This window comes from Streptomyces sp. NPDC047081 (genome assembly GCF_040643775.1).
In the GTDB taxonomy this organism is placed as follows: domain Bacteria; phylum Actinomycetota; class Actinomycetes; order Streptomycetales; family Streptomycetaceae; genus Streptomyces.
The window spans coordinates 111,629-128,933 of record NZ_JBEYUY010000020.1; the positions used below are offsets into that span (position 1 = coordinate 111,629).

Consider the following 17,305-nt stretch of genomic DNA (forward strand, 5'->3'; position numbering starts at 1 on the left):
GGATTCCGCACGTGGCGGCTGCTAGGATGTTTTCACTGTGTAGTGAATTGTTATCCGGCAACCCCCCATGAAGTGCAGTGATTCCATGACATCCAGGCGCGCGGACGGTTCCGCCACTCCTGCCCGAAAGTCCACCTCCACTTCACGGACGGGTGCTTCAGCGGTGAAGAAGCCCCGTCCGCACCGCGCCCGCAGCGGACGCCGGCCCGGCGACAGCGGCACGCGCGAGCAGATTCTGGAGTCGGCACTCCACCTGTTCTCGGACCGCGGCTACGCCCGGACGACGATCCGCGCGATCGCCGAGGGTGCCCAGGTGGATCCCGCGCTGGTGCACCACTTCTTCGGCAACAAGGAGGGGGTCTTCGAGGCCGCGATCAACTCCACCTTCAGCGTGTCCTCCCGTTTCGAGACGATGGTCACGACGGAGGCCGAGCCGGGCACCTCGGAGGCGGCCTGGCTGGCCCGCACCTATCTGTCGTTCTGGGAGGACGAGCACTCGCGGTCCGCCATGACCGCCATCTACCGCGCGGGACTCGCCGACGCGAGCACCTCGAACGCGCTGCGCTCGCGCGTCGAGGACAGCACCAAGGCCTGGGCCGAGCGGTCCGGGTACCGGGACCAGCCGGATTCCGAGACGCGTGCGGCCCTGGCCTCCGGCCATCTGGTCGGCCTCGCCCTGTTGCGCTACGTACTGAAGATCCACCCGCTGGCCGACATGGAGTTCGAGGAGTTCCTCTCATGGGTGGTCCCCGCCCTGGAGATGCGCCTGTCCCCCTCGCTGGAGCCGCGGGTACGGCAGTCGGCCGAGCGGGAGTGAGACGGAGGCCGGGCCACCGGAGGGTGCGGCGGACCGGGGCCCGGTCGTGGGGCCTTCCGGTCCGCCCGTGACGCCTCCGGGCCCGAAGGGTCAGCTCCAGCTCCGCCAGACGGCCTGCACCGCCACGAAGGTGACTCCGGGGCCCGCCGCGAGCAGGAGGCCGCGGTCGCCCTCCGCGGGGGACTTGGCGAACGTACGCTGCAGGACGTCGAGGACCGAGACCGACCCGACGTTGCCCAGTTCGCGGAGCGAGTCCCGGGCCAGGTCCACCATGTCGGGGTGGCAGCCGAGGCCCTCGACGAAGGCGTCCAGGATCCTGGGGCCGCCGGTGTGGGACACCACGAACCGCGGTGCGGGGTCGCAGCCGGGCGGCGCCGTGCGCTCCAGCCAGTCGGTGACCAGCGGCATGGCTTCCCGCACCACGCGTTGCAGCTTCGGCGAGTTGAAGCCGTGCAGTCCGTCGCCGTCCACGTAGGTGCCCACGGTCCCGTGGGTGTCCGGGTGCACGTACTCCCAGGCGCGCAGGAGCTCCATGCGGGGGCCGGCGGCTTCGCTGCGCACCACGCAGGCACCGGCGGCATCGCCGAAGAGACCCTTGAGGATCATCCCGTCCAGGCCCGTGTCGGCGCCGTGCAGATAGTGGCTGAACGCGTCGACGCAGACCACGAGCACGCGGGAGTCCCGGCCGGCGGCCATCAGATCCAGGGCGCGGGCGAGGGCGAACACGCCTCCGGCGCAGCCCACTTGGCTCACCGGCACCCGGCGGACGGACCGGGGCAGCCCCAGCCGGTCCATGAGCGGGACGTCCAGCCCCGGCAGGCTGTGCCCGGTCGAGCTGAGGACCACCAGGCCGTTTATCTCGCCCGGGTCGAGACCCGTCTCCAGGAGTGCCTGCTCCGCGGCCCGTTCGGCCAGGTCCAGGCACTCGCGAAGGTGTGCGCGCGCCCGCTCGGCGAGTGAGGACGGCACGCCGAACTGCTCGGCCAGGGGCCGGGTGTAGCAGCGCGTCCGGACGGTGGTGGCCCGCATGACCCGCCTGATCTGGCGGATCTTGGGATGGTCCGCGTACAACTCCTCGATGCGCTCCATGAGTTCGTCGGTGGTGACCTGATGACGGGGCAGAACGACTACGGGTGCGCTGACGACTGGCACGACGTCTCCAAGGGATGTCGGAAGTCTGCTGGGAACTGCGGGCCGGTCACAACCCGCCCGGGCCGCCCGCGCCGTGGCGGCGGCCACCGCCGCACCCGGCGGCTCTCGCCGCGGAAGTCTGCGCACGCCGAACACCCCCCGGTGTCTGACCGTGCTCCCCCCGTTGGGAGCGCCTGTGCAGCGCGGAAATGAAGAACGCAGAGCTGAGATCGCTGTTCCGAACTGCGGCACGCGACGACCCGGAGCATGCTCGTGGGGGAGCTCCGCCGTCTGGATTACGTGCCGTCTCCAACGTGACCGTACGACAGAGGAGTTGGCTCCGGCAAGGGCGAATTTCAACGCCTGTGGAATCCAGCGGTCGGTCACCGTTCGTCCAGCTCTCAACCACATTTGCGCCCGGGGCAACCACCGCTCACGAAGATATCAACACTCATTGAAATCATTGCTTGTTGAGTTTACTCTGACGGGAGGATCGCCATCGCCACGACGAGAGAGGGACGACCGCCATGTACGCACCGGCGCGCCACCGCGCGGACCCCGACCCCTGGGTGGAACGAGCGGCCTGCCGCGACGCCGACCCCGACACCTTCTTCCCGCCGGCCGGCGGCGCGGAGGCCTCCGACCGGGAGGCGGCGGCCAAACGGCTGTGCGCCCGCTGCCCGGTGACCAGGGAGTGTCTGCGCGAGGCACTGCAGCACGAGGAGGGCACCGGGATCTGGGGCGGCCTCAGCGTGCGGGAGCGGCGCGAGGTGCTGCGCGTCGCGGGGACGTTGGAGGAGATCACCGACGAGCTCGCCGCGTTCCTCGCGGGCGGCGGACGCCGGATCAGCGCGCCGGTTCGGGAACGGCCCGCGTACGTGTGGTTCCTGCGCCGGCACGGCTGGTCGCCGGGCCGGATCGCGGGCGCGCTCGGACTGTCCTTCGGGCAGGTCCAACAGGCCTGGCGGGCCGCGGAGTACGCGTTCGTGTGCACGCGCGGGCCGGTGAGCCGGATACCGCGGTTCTGCCTTCCGGCGCCGCGGGTGGGTGCCGGGCGGGGTGCCAAGTCCTGCTCACCCCAAGGGCGTTCACCGCGCACGGAGTCGGCCGTCGCCGATGTGGCGCGGGCGTCATGAGCGTTGCGGTGTCGGCCGATCCACGCGGTACGGCTCCTGCCCCGGGCGCGTCGAACGGGCCCCGGAGCACGGCTCGTACCGTGGTCACCGACGACGGCGCCGAGCTCGTCGTCCACACGCAGGGTCCGGCGGAGGCACCGGCCACCGTCGTGCTGTGTCACGGGTGGACCATGGCCGCGCGCGACTGGCGGCGGCATGTCGACGCGCTGACCCGGCCCCGGTCCGGTTTTCCCGCGCTGCGGGTGGTCGGCTACGACCAGCGGGGGCACGGGCGTTCCACCCGGGGCGACGCCGTGCTCGACATGGCGCTGCTCGGGCGGGATCTCGGCCGGGTGCTGGACACGGTCACGGACGGGTACGACGGGCCGGTGGTGCTGGTCGGGCACTCCATGGGCGGCATGGCGATCCAGCAGCTCGCGGTGGAGCGGCCGGAGCTCTTCGGGGGCCGGGTGGCCGCCGTCGGGCTGTTCTCGACCTGCCTCGACGGGGTGGGCGCGGTCACGGCCGACGCACCGCCCGCGCGACGGCGGGCGCATGCCGGGTGGCGGGCGGTCGTCGCGGGTCTACTGCGCTCGCCGGGGTGGGCCAAGGCCGTGCACCGGCTGCTCACCGGGCCGTTGACGCATCCGTCGACTGCCCCGCTGTGGCGCGTCCTGTTCGGCGCGCGGCACGGCGGGGACACGGCACGTACGGACGCACGGGCGCTGCGGGCGGTCCCGCCGCTGGCCGTCGCCGAGTTCTACGCCGCGCTCACCACCCACGACTGCGCGGGACGCCTGTCCGCGCTGGGCCGCGTGCCCACGCGGGTCCTGGTCGGCGCGCGGGACTACTACACGCCACCGGAACAGGCGGCACGGCTGGTCGGGGACATACCGGGAGCGGTGCTGCAGACGGTGCCGCAGCAGGGGCACGATCTGCCTTATGAGCGGCCGGTGTTGGTGTTGGAGACCGTGCATGCGTTGCTGCGTGAGATGGCGGGGGGTGGGGGCGGGGTGGTCGGGGTGCGGGGGGCTGGCGACGGTGCGAGGAGCGAGGCCGCCGGTGCGAGGGGCGGGGCGGGTGCGGTAGGTGGTTCGGCCGTATCGGTGAGCGGTTCGGTTGTTGGGACGGGTGGATCGGCTGCTGAGACGGGTGGATCGGCTGTCGGGGCGGGCGCGGAGGCGGCCTCGCCGGTGAGCGAGGCCGTTGGCCGCACGCCTGGTGCGGTGGCCGGGAGTCACGAGTCCCGGTCGGCGGGCGTTCTTCCCATTACGGTCGTCCGGTGACGGCGGGGTTCGCGCAGGGCGCGTCCGGGGCCGAACCGTCGTTGCGTGACGAAGTGTTGACGGCCCGTCGGATCGTGGTGAAGGTCGGGTCGTCCTCGTTGACGACGGCCGTCGGCGGGCTCGACTCGGACCGGGTGGACGCGCTGGTGGACGTGCTGGCGCGGGCCCGGGGTGCGGGTGCCGAGGTCGTACTGGTGTCATCCGGGGCCATCGCCGCGGGGCTCGCGCCGCTCGGGCTCACGGAGCGTCCCCGGGATCTGGCCCGGCAGCAGGCGGCCGCCTGCGTCGGGCAGGGGTTGCTGGTGGCGCGGTACACGGCGTCGTTCGCCCGGCACGGGCTACGCGTGGGCCAAGTCCTGCTGACCGCCGACGACATGGGCCGCCGCGCCCACTACCGCAACGCCTACCGTGCCCTCTCCCAGGTCCTCGCCATGGGCGCCGTACCGGTCGTCAACGAGAACGACACCGTGGCCACCGCGGAGATCCGCTTCGGCGACAACGACCGGCTCGCCGCGCTCGTCGCGCATCTCGTGCGGGCCGATCTGCTGGTCCTGCTCTCTGACATCGACGGCCTCTACGACGGCGACCCGCGCCGGCCCGGGGCCACGCTGCTGCGCGAGGTCCGCGGGCCCCAGGATCTGCGGGGCGTGGAGTTCGGCGGTGCGGGCAGTGCCGGGGTCGGCACCGGTGGCATGGTGACGAAGGTGGAGGCGGCGCGGATGGCGACCGCGGCGGGCGTTCCCGTCGTACTGACGGCCGCTTCGCATGCCGCCGACGCGCTGGCCGGGCGGGAGACGGGGACGTTCTTCCACCGCACCGGGGACCGGGGCGCCGACCATCTGCTGTGGCTGGAGCACGCGAGCAGTCCGCGCGGGACGGTGCAGTTGACCGGGCGGGCCGTGCACGACCTCGCCCAGGGCCGCGGGCCGCTGCCCGCGGAGGACGTGACGCGGGTGGAGGGCCACTTCGTCGCCGGCGACCCCGTGGAGCTGGTGGACGAGGAGGGGCGCCTGGTCGGCCGCGGGCTGGCCTCGCTCGCCGGTCAGGAACTCGCCCTGATCCGGGGCCGTTCGGGCCGCGCGGTGGTCCACCAGGACGACCTGGTCCTCCTCCCGACGGCCACGCGCGCGGAAGTGCCGGCCCAGGTGCGGCGACGGGTGAGCGTACGGATCCGCCCGGCGCACGAGACGGGTCAACCCCCGGCGCCCGTGGAGGAGTTGCAGCGACCGTCGGCGGGGTGAGCTTCGCGGACGGGAGCGCGCGGGATCAACTCCGGCAACGGGAACGGAAACGGGAAAGGGAACGGGAGACGAGCCTCGCCGACGAGAGCCTCGGAACGCCGAAGGCGGCGGTCGCCCCCGATGGGGTGGCCGCCGCCTCGATGTCCGCCCGCCTGGCTGCGTGGCCGCCAGCGGCCTAGCCGCCTGACCGCCTGACCGCCTAGCCGCCTGCTAGTCGATCCCCCGCACGATATGCAGCTCGCGCGGGTCCTCCTCGACCCCGGCCAGACCCAGCCACGGCACCGGCGGCTTCGGCTGGCGTTCGTGGCGCGGGTCCTCCTCGTACAGCAGCCAGCCCGTCGGTTTCGTCTCCGTGATGATGCGAATGTGCATGAACCGGCCTCCCGTCTACGGCAGCGGGGCGGCGGCTCCGCCCCGGATGTGACCGTCGCCCACCAGGACGTACTTGGTGGTGGTCAGCGCGGCCAGTCCCATGGGGCCGCGCGCGTGGAGTTTCTGGGTGGAGATGCCGAGTTCGGCGCCGAGGCCGAGCTCGCCGCCGTCGGCGAAACGGGTGGAGGCGTTGACCGCGACGACCGCGGTGTCCAGCGAGGCGACGAAGCGCCGGGCCGCCGACTGGGAGTCGGTGACGATGGCCTCCGTGTGGCCGGTTCCGTGCCGGCGGATGTGGTCTACGGCGTCGTCCAGGGAGGCGACGACCGCGGCCGACAGTTCCAGGGCGAGGTACTCGCAGTCCCAGTCGTCGGTGGTGGCGGGTACGACCCCTTCGTGGAACGCCCGCACTTTCTCGTCCCCATGCACGAGGACTCCCCGCTCGGTCAGCTCCTTCAGCGCCCCGGGCAGGAAGTCGGCGGCCACGGCCTCGTGGACGAGCAGCGACTCGGCGGCGTTGCACACCGACGGGCGCTGGGTCTTCGCGTTCAGCAGGATCGCCAACGCCTTGTCGAGATCGGCGTGTTGATCGACGTACACATGGCAGTTGCCGACGCCCGTCTCGATCACGGGGACCGCCGATTCGCGGACCGTGGTGCGGATCAGTTCGGCGCCGCCGCGGGGGACGAGGACGTCCACCAGGCCGCGCAGGGACATGAGTTCGCGTACGGAGTCGTGGGTGATGCCGGGAACGAGCTGTACGGCGTCGACCGGGACGGCGGTGCCTGCGAGGGCCTCGCGCAGCGCGGCGACCAGGGCGGCGTTGGTGTGCCGGGCGGTCGAAGAGCCGCGCAGGAGGGCGGAGTTGGCGCTCTTGAGGCAGAGCGCGGCGGCGTCGACGGTGACGTTGGGGCGGCCTTCGTAGATCATGCCGACCACGCCGAGGGGCACGCTCACGCGCGTTACCTGGAGGCCGCCGGGCATGACGGAACCGCTGACCACCTCGCCGACCGGATCGGGCTCGTCGGCCAGCGCCCGCACAGTCCGCGCCAGCCCGTCGAGCTGCTCCCGCGTCAGCCGCAACCGGTCCAGCACGGTCTCCGACCGCCCGGCGGCCCGTGCCTCGACGACGTCCCGCTCGTTGGCGGCGAGGATCCCGGCGGGGTCGAGGGTCAGCCGACGGGCGATCGCCGTGAGCGCGGCGTTTCGTTCGGCACCGGTGGTGAGAGCGAGCCGCCGGGCAGCGGTCTGCGCGGCGACGGCGACTTGACGCACGGACGGGGCGGCAAGAGCGGTCACAGGGTCGGCGTCCGGGCACGGCGCGGCGGCAGGCACAGTCGCGGGGTCGGCGTCCGGCCTCTCGGCGGGGACAGTCGCGGTGTCGGCGTCCTGGCGCGGCGCCGCAGCGTCGGTCACCGCATCCGCAGAGCCACCCCCACCCCCTCCCCCACCCGTCCCCTCCGCGTCGGCCCGAACCTGTGCTCGTGTGGTCATCGCTCGTCCTCCTCGGTCGGACGGACCGTCTGTGGCGGGAAGACGTCCCCGGGTGTCGTCGTGGGCGGGTAGCCGATCAGGTCGATCAGGAGGGACCAGGCGAGGGCGTCGGCCTCGGCGGCGTGGGTCGTACCGTCGGGTTCGGTGTTGTTCATGGCGTCGGGTCCGTGTTGTTCATGGCGTTGTCCTCCTCGGGGCCGGGCGCGCCTGTGTCAGCCGTAGACGCGGAAGCCGGCGCCCGTCTTGCGGCCCGAGCGGCCCGCCGCCACGAGGTGGCCCAGCAGGGGCGCCGGCATCGTGGCGGGGCGGCCGTCGGCGTCGTGCAGCACGCGCTGGATGCTCAGGGACACGTCGAGGCCGATGACGTCGAGCAGTTCGAACGGCCCGAGCGGATATCCGCAGCCGAGCTTCATCACCGCGTCGATCTCGTCGGCCCCGGCGTAGTGGCTCTCGGCAAGCCGCACCGCGCCGTTGAGGTACGGGAAGAGCAGTGCGTTGACGATGAAGCCCGGCCGGTCCATGCACTGCACGGGGTGCTTGCCGAGCCGTCGGCAGACCTCGCGGGCCGTGTCGACGTGCCGGGCCGCGGTCTCCAGCGACGGGATCACCTCGACCAGCCGCATCACCGGCGCCGGGTTGAAGAAGTGCATCCCGATGACGTCCTCGGGCCGCCCGGAGGCGAGACCGCACTCGATCACGGGGAGGCTGGAGGTGGTGGTGGCGAGCAGCGCGCCGGGGCGGCAGACCGTACCGAGACGCCCGAACAGCTGCTTCTTCAGCGGGAGTTCCTCCGCGATCGCCTCGACGACCAGGTCGCAGTCGGCGAGCCTCTCCAGGTCGCTGCTCGGGTCCAGCCGCTCCAGCGCGGCCATCTGGTCCGCCTCGGTCAGCCTGCCCCGCCGTACCGCCCGGCCGGTCGAGGCGGCCACCGCCTCCCACGCCGACTTGGCGCGGGCGTCGGTCCGGCCGACGAGCAGCGTGTCGATGCCGGCCTTGGCGAAGACCTCCGCGATTCCGGTGGCCATGGTGCCCGTGCCGACGACGCCCACCCGGCGCACCAGGGAGGCACCCCGGGAACGGCGGGTGGGGGCGGGCGCAGCGCTGCCGGCCTGTTCCCGGTAGTCGTAGAAGCCACGTCCGGACTTACGGCCGAGCAGGCCCGCGAGGGCCATGTGGCGCAGTCGGCGGGCGGGGCGGAGAGCGGGCTCGTCGTGGCGGACGGCCAGGGCGTCGAGGACGTCGCAGGCGGTGTCCGTGCCGATGACGTCGAGGAGTTCGAACGGCCCCAGGGGCAGTCCGCAGCCGAAGCGCATGGCGGCGTCGATGTCGTCCCGGCCCGCGGCGCGCTGGTCGTACATCGTGACGGCCTGGTTGAGGAAGCCGAAGAGCAGCGAGGCCGAGACCAGCCCTGCCCGGTCGCCGACGGTGACCGTCTCCAGGCCGAGGGCGCGGGCCAGTTCGCGGGCGCGGGCCACGGCGGACGCGTCCGCTATGACGGTACGGGCGATCTCGCCGAGGCCGGCCGCGGGCAGTGGCAGATGCAGGCCGACGACGCGTCCCGGCCGGCCCGAGGCCGCGGCGAGGTCGGTCAGGGAGAGCGCTGAAGTGGTCGTCGCCAGGACGGTGTCCGGCGGACAGGCGCGGTCGAGCTCGCGCAGCACCTCGGCCTTGGCGTCCCGCCGCTCGGGCACGGCCTCCACGACCACCCGTGCCGACGCGAACTCCGCCCAGCCGCGCGCGATCCGGATGTGCCGCCCTGCGGCCCTGGCCTGCTCGGGCGTCTCCCACAGCCCGTCGAGCACCTCCCGCAGATCGGGCCGGGCATCCCGTACGACGACGACATGCCCGGCGAGCACGGCCCGCCGCACGATCGCGCCACCGATGACACCGATCCCGACGACACCGAGGGTGCCGTCGCCGACGCCGTCGGAGCGAGCCGACGCCGAAGTACCGTCCAGCACAGGGCCATTGGCACCCACGGCGCCGACAGCATCGGAACCGACCGACTCCGAAGTACCGCCCGATACAGCGCCGCTGACACCCACAGCGCCCACAGCTTCGGAACCCACCGACTCCGAAGTACCGCCCGGCAGAGCGCCGTTGGCACCCACCGCGCCGCCCGCCCCGCCCCGCTCCGCGTCCGCACGCCCCCTCACGCCGCCACCCCGCTCAGCCGAGCCCCCGCCGCCCGCTGCGCCGCCGCCCGGAACCGGTTGATCGCCGGCTCGTGGCGGGACCGGAGTTCCGGGTCGCGGACGCCGAGTCCCTCCGTCGGGGCCAGGCACAACACCCCCACCTTTCCGTGGTGTTCGTTGCGGTGGATCGACTCGACCGCGTCGGCCACGTCCTCCAGGGCGTAGGTGCGTGACAGCGTGGGGTGGATGCGGGCCTTGGTGATCAGGCGGTTGGCCTGCCAGGCCTCGCGGTAGTTGGCGCAGTGGGAACCGACGATGCGCTTCAGGGACATCCACAGGTACCGGTTGTCGTACTCGTGGACGTAGCCCGCCGTCGACGCGCAGGTGACGATCGTGCCGCCCTTGCGGGTGACGTACACGGACGCGCCGAAGGTCTCCCGGCCGGGGTGCTCGAAGACGATGTCCACGTCCTCGCCGCCGGTGAGTTCGCGGATGCGGGAGCCGAAGCGGCGCCACTCCTTGGGGTCCTGGGTCTGCGGGTCGCGCCAGAAGCGGTAGCCCTCGGCGTTCCGGTCGATGATCAGTTCCGCGCCCAACTCCCGGGCGAGCGCCGCCTTTTCGGGCGAGGAGACGACACACACCGGGTTCGCCCCGCCGGCCAGCGCGAGCTGGGTGGCGTACGAGCCGAGTCCGCCGACCGCGCCCCAGATGAGGACGTTGTCGCCCTGCTTCATGCCGGCCCCGTTGGGGGTGACCAGCTGGCGGTAGGCGGTGGAGTTGACCAGTCCTGGTGCTGCGGCCTCCTCCCAGGTGAGGTGCTCGGCCTTGGGCAGCAGCTGGGTGGCCTTGACGAGGGCGAGGTCGGCGAGCCCGCCGTAGTTGGTCTCGTACCCCCAGATGCGCTGCTCGGGGTCGAGCATGGGGTCGCCATGGCCCTCCGCATCCTCCAGTTCGACGGAGACGCAGTGCGCCACGACCCGGTCGCCGATGCCCCAACGCCGCACCCCGGGCCCGCACTTGACGACGACGCCGGACAGGTCGGAGCCGATGACATGGAACGGCTGGTCGTGCCGCGCGGCGAGGCCGCCGAGGCGGGCATAGCGCTCCAGGAGGGCGAAGGTCGGCACCGGCGAGAACAGGGCACTCCACACGGTGTTGTAGTTCACGGCGCTGGCCATGACGGCCACCAGGACCTCGCCGGGGCCCGGTTCGGGCGTCGGAACCTCCTCGATGTGCACGGAGTCGGCGGGCCGCCGCTCGTGCGGCGGCACCCCCTCGAACCTGCCGGCGTCCTCCTTGTGCAGTACGGCGGCCCGGAAGGAACCGGGCACCCCCAGGGCCGCCACATCGGCCGGCACCGAGTCCGGGGACTCGATCACTTCCACCAGTTCGCGCATCACCGGGCACCACCCTCCACGGGCAAAAAACTCAACAAAGAATGAACTCAACGAAGAGTGAGTTTTCCATGAAGTCAGGGCCCTAGCAAGCCCCGTCAGGGCCGCGGGACGACCCCCGCCGACACTCGAGGCCCCTTGTCCGCGGATCGACCGGCATGCAAAACTCATCACCAGTTGATTTCTACGGTCGTTGAATTTTGTTCGAGATCCGGGCGCCCAAGGGAGAAGCCGTGACGCCGCATCAGCTCGAATCGCTGCAAGCAACCGCCATCGCCGGCATCGCCGGCATCCTGATCGCGGGCACGGCCCTCGCCCATCTTGCCCGCAAGGTGCGCCAGCCCGCGGTCATCGGTGAGATCACGGCCGGCATCCTGCTCGGCCCCAGCCTGCTCGGACTGTTCCCCGGCGACCTGACACACCGTCTCTTCCCGGACAGCGTCCGGCCCTTGCTGTCTATGGTCGCCCAACTCGGCCTGTTGCTGTTCATGTTCACCGTCGGCTGGGAGTTGGACTGGGCGTCGATGCGCCGCCGCAAGAGCTCCGTGGTCGGGGTGACCGCGGGCAGCATGCTGGCTCCGCTGCTGCTGGGCATGGGTGTCGCCGCGCTCCTCTACCACAACCACTCGGTGGTCAACGGCGAGAAGGTGCCGATGCACTCCTTCACGCTCTACCTGGGCGTCAGCATGTCGATCACCGCGTTCCCGGTGCTGGCCCGCATCCTCAAGGACAACGGCCTCAGCCGCACCGGGATCGGGGCGCTGGCCCTGACCAGCGCGGCCTTCGGCGACGTACTCGCCTGGTGTCTGCTCGCCGCCGTCGTCGCGATCGTCACGGCGTCCGGCCCCTCCGGGTTCACCGACACGCTGTGGATGTCGGCCGGTTACGGCGCCTCGATGATCGTCGTCGTACGGCCGCTGCTCGCCAGGGCCGTGGGCCGGATCGCCCGCAAGGGCACGGGAGTTCATCTGGCGACACTGGTCACGGCGGGGTTACTGCTGTCCGCGTACACCACCTCGAAGATCGGCATCCATCCCATCTTCGGCGCCTTCGCCTTCGGTCTGGTCATGCCGCGCAAGCCGCAGGTGCTGCTGGAGGAGCGGATGCTGAAGCCGCTGCAGCACGCCGGGGAGCTGATGCTGCCGGTCTACTTCATCATCACCGGCCTCTCGGTCGACGTCGCCGACATGTCGCTCACCGCCTGGGGCGAACTGGGCCTCATCCTGGCCGCCGCCGTCTGCGGAAAGATCCTCGGTGCCGGGCTGCCCGCGAAGTCGTTCGGGCTGAGCTGGCGTGAGTCGACCGGCGTCGGCGTGCTGATGAACACCCGCGGACTGACCGAGCTGATCATCCTCGGCGTCGGTCTGAGCCTCGGTGTGCTGGACGACACGCTGTTCACCGAGATGGTCCTCATGGCCCTCATCACCACCGCCATGACCGGCCCGCTCCTCCCCCACCTCTTCCCCTCGGTACGGATGGGCCTGGTCAGCTCACGCCCCGCGGCTTCCGTGGTCCGCCTGCCGAAGCCGGCGGACCAGGCCGGCGACCTGGCCGGTTGAAGCGACGCACAGACAAGGAGATGGTCAGGTGCACCCCGTCATCAGCACGCTGTCCCGGGTCTTCGACATGCCGTCGGAGTTCATCGGCGACGAGATGCAGCTCCGTGCCGTGGCCAGCTGGGACGACCTCACCGCCGTGGAGCTCCAGGTCCATCTGGAGCACGAGTTGGGCACCACGCTCGACGACCACCTCATCGAACGCATCGAGTCCGTCGGCCAGTTGCGCGAGTTCTACGACGAGCGGCTGGCCCAACTCGCGGGCGCGAAGGCCCCGCCCGACGCGTCCGCGATCGCCCCGCCGCTGCCCGGACCAGCGCTGCCGGAGGACGCCTCCGAGGTGGTGTTCGGCGAGACCGGCATCTCCGAGGTGGACGCGGTGCGCGGCCGGCTGTCCTACCGGGGCTATCCCATCGAGGAGCTGATCGGCCGGGTGACCTTCGAGGAGGTCGTCCATCTGCTGATCCGGGGCTGGCTGCCCGACCCGGACGAGCTGGCCGGCTTCCGCGCCCGGCTCGCCGCGGCCCGTGAACTGCCCGCCATGGTCGCCACCAACCTGGTGCTCAACGCGGGCTGCAGCACCTCCTCCGTCCTGCGCACCGCGGTCTCGGCGCTCGCGGTCGCCGCGGAGGCGGACGCCGACCCGGCCGCCCACATCGACCTCGGGGAGCGCATCATCGCGCGCATCCCGACCATCTTCGCGACCCAGCAGGCGGCCCGCTCGGGACGTAAACTCCCGCGCCCGGAGCCGGAGTTGTCGCACGCCGAGAACATCCTGCACATGCTCGGCCTGCCGCGGGACCCGGAGCGGGTGCGCCTGGTCGACCTGTGCCTGGTGCTGCAGGCCGAACACGGCTGCAACGCCTCGGCGTTCGCCGCCCGGGTCGCGGCCGGCACCGGCGCCGACACCTTCGCCACCATGTCCGTGGCGCTGGCCACCTTCACCGGCCCGCTGCACGGCGGCGCCGCCCACCAGGTGATCGACCTGGCCCGCGAGGAGAACAACCCCAACACGGCCGCCGCCTATCTGCGCGGCCGGGTCGACCAGGTGCGCGCCGCCCGCGCCCGCCAGGTCTCCTCCGCCGAGGAGGACCCCCGGGTCCGCCCGCTGCGCGAGGCCGCCCGCAGCTTCCGCGGCGGCCCCGACGACGAGCACGTCCTCAGGGTCCTCGACGCGGTACGGGCGGCGGCCCACCCGTCCAAGGGCCCACGCCCCTATCTGACGGTGGACTGCTACGCCGCCGCGATCTACCACATGCTCGGCATGCCCTCCGACCTGTTCGTGCCGATGTTCGCCGCCGCCCGGGTCCCCGGCTGGCTCGCGCACGTCGCCGAACAGCGGGCCCAGCAGGGCGGCATCCAGCCGCGGCTGCGCTATGTCGGCCCGCGGAACCTGCGCCTGCCCTCACCCGAACAGAACTGACAGCGACCGCCGACGGGAGGGCGCCCCCTTCCCCGTACCCCAGGAGAAGATGTGGAGTTCGGCTGGAACGAAGACCAACAGGCCCGCTACGACGAGGTGTTGGCGGCGACCCGGGCCGCCTTCCCCGCGCCGCCCGGCGGCGGGTTCTACAGCCGCAAGGACTGGCTGCTGCTCGGCGAGATCGGCCTCCTCGGGGCCTGTCTGCCCGAGGACTACGGCGGCCAGGGCCTCGGCGCCCTCGACACCGCCCGCGTGGTGGAGGCGGTGGGCCGCGGCTGCGCCGACACCGGCCTGGTGTTCGGCGCGGCGGCGCACACCTTCGCCTGCGCGGTGCCGATCGCCGCGTTCGGCACCCCGGAGACCAGGCGCCGGCTGCTGCCCGAGCTGGCCGCGGGCCGGCTGATCGCCGGGAACGCGATGACGGAGCCGGAGGCCGGCTCGGACTCCTCGCGGCTCGGCATGACGGCGACCGCCGTCGACGGCGGGTTCCTCCTCAACGGCACCAAGAGCTTCGTCAGCAACGGCCCGGCGGCCGACGTGTACGTGACGTACGGGACCGTGAATCCGAAGGCCGGCTTCCTCGGCGTGACCGGCTTCGTGGTCGACCGCGCCGCCGAAGGGGTCGTGGTCGGAGCGCCGTACGAGAAAATGGGCATGCACTCCTGCCCGGCCGGGGCCGTCACCTTCGAGGACTGCTTCGTGCCCGAGGAGCAGGTGCTCGGCGGGGTCGGCGCGGGCGCGGCGATCTTCCAGCACTCCATGGGCTGGGAGCGCGCCTGCCTCTTCGCCCTCTATCTCGGGCTGCTGGACCGGCTGTTGGAGCAGTGCGTCGCGCACGCCAGGTGGCGGCGGCAGTTCGGGCGCCGTATCGGCGAGTTCCAGTCGGTGTCCAACCGCATCGCCGACATCAAGGTGCGCCTGGAGGGTGCCCGGCTGCTGCTGTACCGCGCCTGCTGGTCGATGGACCGGGGCGAGCCGTCCGTGCTGGAGATCGCGCTGTCGAAGCTGGCCGTCTCCGAGGGGGTGCTGGCCTCGGCCGCCGACGCGGTCCGTGTCTTCGGCGGGCGCGGCTATCTGCGCGAGGACGGCGTCGAGGCCGCGCTCAGGGACGCCGTGCCCAGCACGATCTTCTCCGGAACCTCGGACATCCAGCGACAACTGATAGCGAAGGAGATAGGGCTGTGAGGCTCCACCGACTCGTCATCGACTCGGCCCGGCGCGCCCCGGACGCGCCGGCCGTGCGCACCTCCCAAGGGGTGCACAGCTACCGGGAACTCGACGAACTCGCCGACCGGTACGCCGCCGCCCTGCACCGGCGCGGGGTGCGGCCCGGCGACCGGGTGGTGCTGTGGACCCACAAGAGCGTCGACGCCGTGGCTCTGATGCAGGGCGCGCTGCGCGTCGGCGCGGTCTACGTCCCGGTCAGCGCCAACAACCCGGCCGCGCGGGTACGCCGGATCGCCGCGGGCTGCGGCCCGGCCCTGGTGGTGGCCGACGCCGACGGCATCCGGCGCGCCGCCGACACCGACTGGCCCGCCGAGCTGCCGCTGGCCGCCTTCGACGACGTACGCCAGGAGGCGCCCGCGTCGGACGCGCCGCCGGTGCACGAGAACGAGCCGGACGACCCGGCGTACATCCTCTACACCTCCGGTTCCACGGGCGAGCCCAAGGGCGTGTGCATCAGTCACCGCAACGCGCTGGCCTTCGTCGACTGGGCGGTCGCCGAGACCGGCGTCACCGCCTCCGACCGGCTCTCCAACCACGCCCCCTTCAACTTCGACCTCTCCGTCTTCGACCTCTACGCCGCCTTCAAGGCGGGCGCCTCCGTCTTCCTGATCCCGGAGGGACTCGCCTACGACCCCGCCCAGCTCGGCGCGCTGCTGCGCGAGCAGCGGATCAGCGTCTGGTACTCGGTGCCGTCGGCGCTGATCCTGATGATGCAGCGCGGCGACCTGCTGTCCGGCGACGCGCCCGAGGCGCTGCGGGTGTGCGTCTTCGCGGGCGAGCCCTTCCCGATCCAGCAGGTGCACGAGCTGCGCAAGGCCTGGCCGGACGTGCGGATGTTCAACTGGTACGGCCCGACCGAGACCAACGTCTGCACCAGTTACGAGGTGACAGAGCGCGATCTCGGCTCCACCCGTGCGCTGCCGATCGGCGCCCCGGCCTCCGGTGACCGCATCCGGATCCATCCGCCGCGTGCGCGCGAGGGCGAGATCGTGGTCGCCGGTCCCACGGTGATGCTCGGCTACTGGGGCCGCGAACCGCAGCAGGGCCCCTACTTCACCGGGGACATCGGCCGGATGGGACCCGACGGGATGCTGGAGTACGTGGGCCGGCGCGACCAGATGGTGAAGGTGCGCGGGCATCGGATCGAACTCGGCGACGTCGAGTCCGTCATCGCCGCGCACCCGAAGGTGGCCGCCGCGTCCTGCGTGGTCGTGGGCAGCGGCCTGGACGCCAGGATCCACGCGGTGGTGGTGCCGGACGGCCCCAGGGGCCCCGGTCTGCTGGAGCTCAAGCGGGACTGCGCGGACCGGCTCCCGCTCTACATGGTGGTCGACGCGGTGCACGTCGTCGACGAACTCCCGCTGACCGCCAACGGCAAGACGGACCGCCAGGCCCTACTGGATCGGATCACGGCCGATGACTGAGCAACTGGACCCCATGGAGAGTCTGTTGGACCAGGTGGACATCAACACCTTCCGTTCGGTGATGGGTTCACTGCCGACCGGGGTGAGCGTGGTCACCAGCATCACCGCGGAGGGCGAGCCGCGCGGGCTGACGTGCAGCGCGGTGTGCAGCGTCTCGGCCTCGCCACCGCTGCTCCTGGTCTGCGTGAAGCATCCCAGCGCCACACTGGAGGCCATCCACGAGAGCTCGGTCTTCGCGGTGAACTTCCTGTCCTCCGGGATGGCCGACGTCGCCAAGACCTTCGCCTCACCGGTGCCCGAGCGCTTCGAGGGGGTCCCCTGGACCCAGGGCAAACGGATCGCCGCGCCGGTACTGCACGCCACGGTGGCGACCGCCGAGTGCATTCTGACCAGCAGCTATCTGGCGGGCGACCATCAGATCCTGGTCGGGCGGCTGGTGCACGGGGATGTGAGCACGGTGCATACGCCGCTGGCGTACTGGAGGGCACGGTTCTCCGAGCTGGCGGAGGGGACTTCGGCGGCCTGAGCGCTCCACCGGCTGTGCGCGTGTGCGGCTCCGCCGCGGGGCCGCGCCGTGCCGTCTTTCGGCTGCGGCGCCAGCCGCGGCTGATCGCGCCCACGCGGCGGAGCCGCAGGTCGATGCAGCCCCCTTCCCCTTCGGGCGCTGCCGACCGCAGCCGGCTTCGCCAC

Annotated in this window: 15 protein-coding genes; 9 read left to right on the forward strand and 6 right to left on the reverse strand. The window is 72.2% G+C overall.

Features of this window, described 5'->3' with window-relative positions:
* Nucleotides 1–163: 163 nt before the first annotated feature.
* A complete protein-coding gene (locus ABZ848_RS32315; protein ID WP_360837641.1) occupies nucleotides 164–817 on the forward strand; it encodes a TetR family transcriptional regulator in 654 nt (217 codons plus the stop codon).
* Between the two features lie 90 nt (nucleotides 818–907).
* On the opposite strand, the gene ABZ848_RS32320 is transcribed toward ABZ848_RS32315, so the two are convergent.
* Nucleotides 908–1,969, reverse strand: coding sequence for a type III polyketide synthase (locus ABZ848_RS32320; RefSeq protein ID WP_360837643.1), 1,062 nt, complete (start codon nucleotides 1,967–1,969; stop codon nucleotides 908–910).
* Nucleotides 1,970–2,475: 506 nt separating this feature from the next.
* On the opposite strand from ABZ848_RS32320, the gene ABZ848_RS32325 reads away from it, so the two are divergent.
* The 3 genes from ABZ848_RS32325 (at nucleotide 2,476) to proB (ending at nucleotide 5,590) form a co-directional block, all read left to right on the forward strand.
* Nucleotides 2,476–3,084 carry a WhiB family transcriptional regulator gene (locus ABZ848_RS32325; RefSeq protein ID WP_360837644.1) on the forward strand — a complete coding sequence of 203 codons (609 nt, stop codon included), beginning with the start codon at nucleotides 2,476–2,478 and terminating at the stop codon, nucleotides 3,082–3,084.
* Nucleotides 3,085–3,164: 80 nt separating this feature from the next.
* Nucleotides 3,165–4,349: an alpha/beta hydrolase gene (locus tag ABZ848_RS32330; RefSeq protein ID WP_360837646.1), complete on the forward strand. Its 1,185-nt coding sequence runs from the start codon at nucleotides 3,165–3,167 to the stop codon at nucleotides 4,347–4,349.
* A gap of 53 nt (nucleotides 4,350–4,402) precedes the next feature.
* A complete protein-coding gene (proB, locus tag ABZ848_RS32335; protein ID WP_360837728.1) occupies nucleotides 4,403–5,590 on the forward strand; it encodes a glutamate 5-kinase in 1,188 nt (395 codons plus the stop codon).
* 210 nt (nucleotides 5,591–5,800) lie between these two features.
* Here the strand turns inward: proB and ABZ848_RS32340 are convergent, their stop codons facing one another.
* The 5 genes from ABZ848_RS32340 to ccrA form a co-directional block, all read right to left on the reverse strand.
* Complete coding sequence (locus ABZ848_RS32340; RefSeq protein WP_360837647.1) at nucleotides 5,801–5,962, reverse strand: hypothetical protein; 162 nt, start codon at nucleotides 5,960–5,962, stop codon at nucleotides 5,801–5,803.
* A gap of 15 nt (nucleotides 5,963–5,977) precedes the next feature.
* A complete protein-coding gene (locus tag ABZ848_RS32345; protein ID WP_360837649.1) occupies nucleotides 5,978–7,456 on the reverse strand; it encodes a glutamate-5-semialdehyde dehydrogenase in 1,479 nt (492 codons plus the stop codon).
* Nucleotides 7,453–7,611 carry a hypothetical protein gene (locus tag ABZ848_RS32350; protein ID WP_360837650.1) on the reverse strand — a complete coding sequence of 53 codons (159 nt, stop codon included), beginning with the start codon at nucleotides 7,609–7,611 and terminating at the stop codon, nucleotides 7,453–7,455. The genes ABZ848_RS32345 and ABZ848_RS32350 overlap by 4 nt, the downstream gene beginning before the upstream one ends.
* A gap of 57 nt (nucleotides 7,612–7,668) precedes the next feature.
* Entirely contained in the window at nucleotides 7,669–9,417 is a 1,749-nt protein-coding gene (locus ABZ848_RS32355) for a 3-hydroxyacyl-CoA dehydrogenase NAD-binding domain-containing protein (protein WP_360837651.1), read from the reverse strand.
* 191 nt (nucleotides 9,418–9,608) lie between these two features.
* Entirely contained in the window at nucleotides 9,609–10,988 is a 1,380-nt protein-coding gene (gene ccrA, locus ABZ848_RS32360) for a crotonyl-CoA carboxylase/reductase (protein ID WP_360837653.1), read from the reverse strand.
* A gap of 230 nt (nucleotides 10,989–11,218) precedes the next feature.
* On the opposite strand from ccrA, the gene ABZ848_RS32365 reads away from it, so the two are divergent.
* From ABZ848_RS32365 to ABZ848_RS32385, 5 genes are read left to right on the forward strand one after another with little or no spacing between them, the layout of a single operon-like run.
* Nucleotides 11,219–12,544, forward strand: coding sequence for a cation:proton antiporter (locus ABZ848_RS32365; RefSeq protein ID WP_360837654.1), 1,326 nt, complete (start codon nucleotides 11,219–11,221; stop codon nucleotides 12,542–12,544).
* Nucleotides 12,545–12,572: 28 nt separating this feature from the next.
* Nucleotides 12,573–13,964, forward strand: a complete 1,392-nt coding sequence (locus ABZ848_RS32370) for a citrate/2-methylcitrate synthase (protein ID WP_360837655.1) — start codon at nucleotides 12,573–12,575, stop codon at nucleotides 13,962–13,964.
* 51 nt (nucleotides 13,965–14,015) lie between these two features.
* Entirely contained in the window at nucleotides 14,016–15,149 is a 1,134-nt protein-coding gene (locus ABZ848_RS32375; RefSeq protein ID WP_360837657.1) for an acyl-CoA dehydrogenase family protein, read from the forward strand.
* Nucleotides 15,146–16,615: an amino acid adenylation domain-containing protein gene (locus ABZ848_RS32380; RefSeq protein ID WP_360837658.1), complete on the forward strand. Its 1,470-nt coding sequence runs from the start codon at nucleotides 15,146–15,148 to the stop codon at nucleotides 16,613–16,615. The genes ABZ848_RS32375 and ABZ848_RS32380 overlap by 4 nt, the downstream gene beginning before the upstream one ends.
* A complete protein-coding gene (locus ABZ848_RS32385) occupies nucleotides 16,608–17,141 on the forward strand; it encodes a flavin reductase family protein (protein ID WP_360837660.1) in 534 nt (177 codons plus the stop codon). The genes ABZ848_RS32380 and ABZ848_RS32385 overlap by 8 nt, the downstream gene beginning before the upstream one ends.
* Nucleotides 17,142–17,305: the final 164 nt, after the last annotated feature.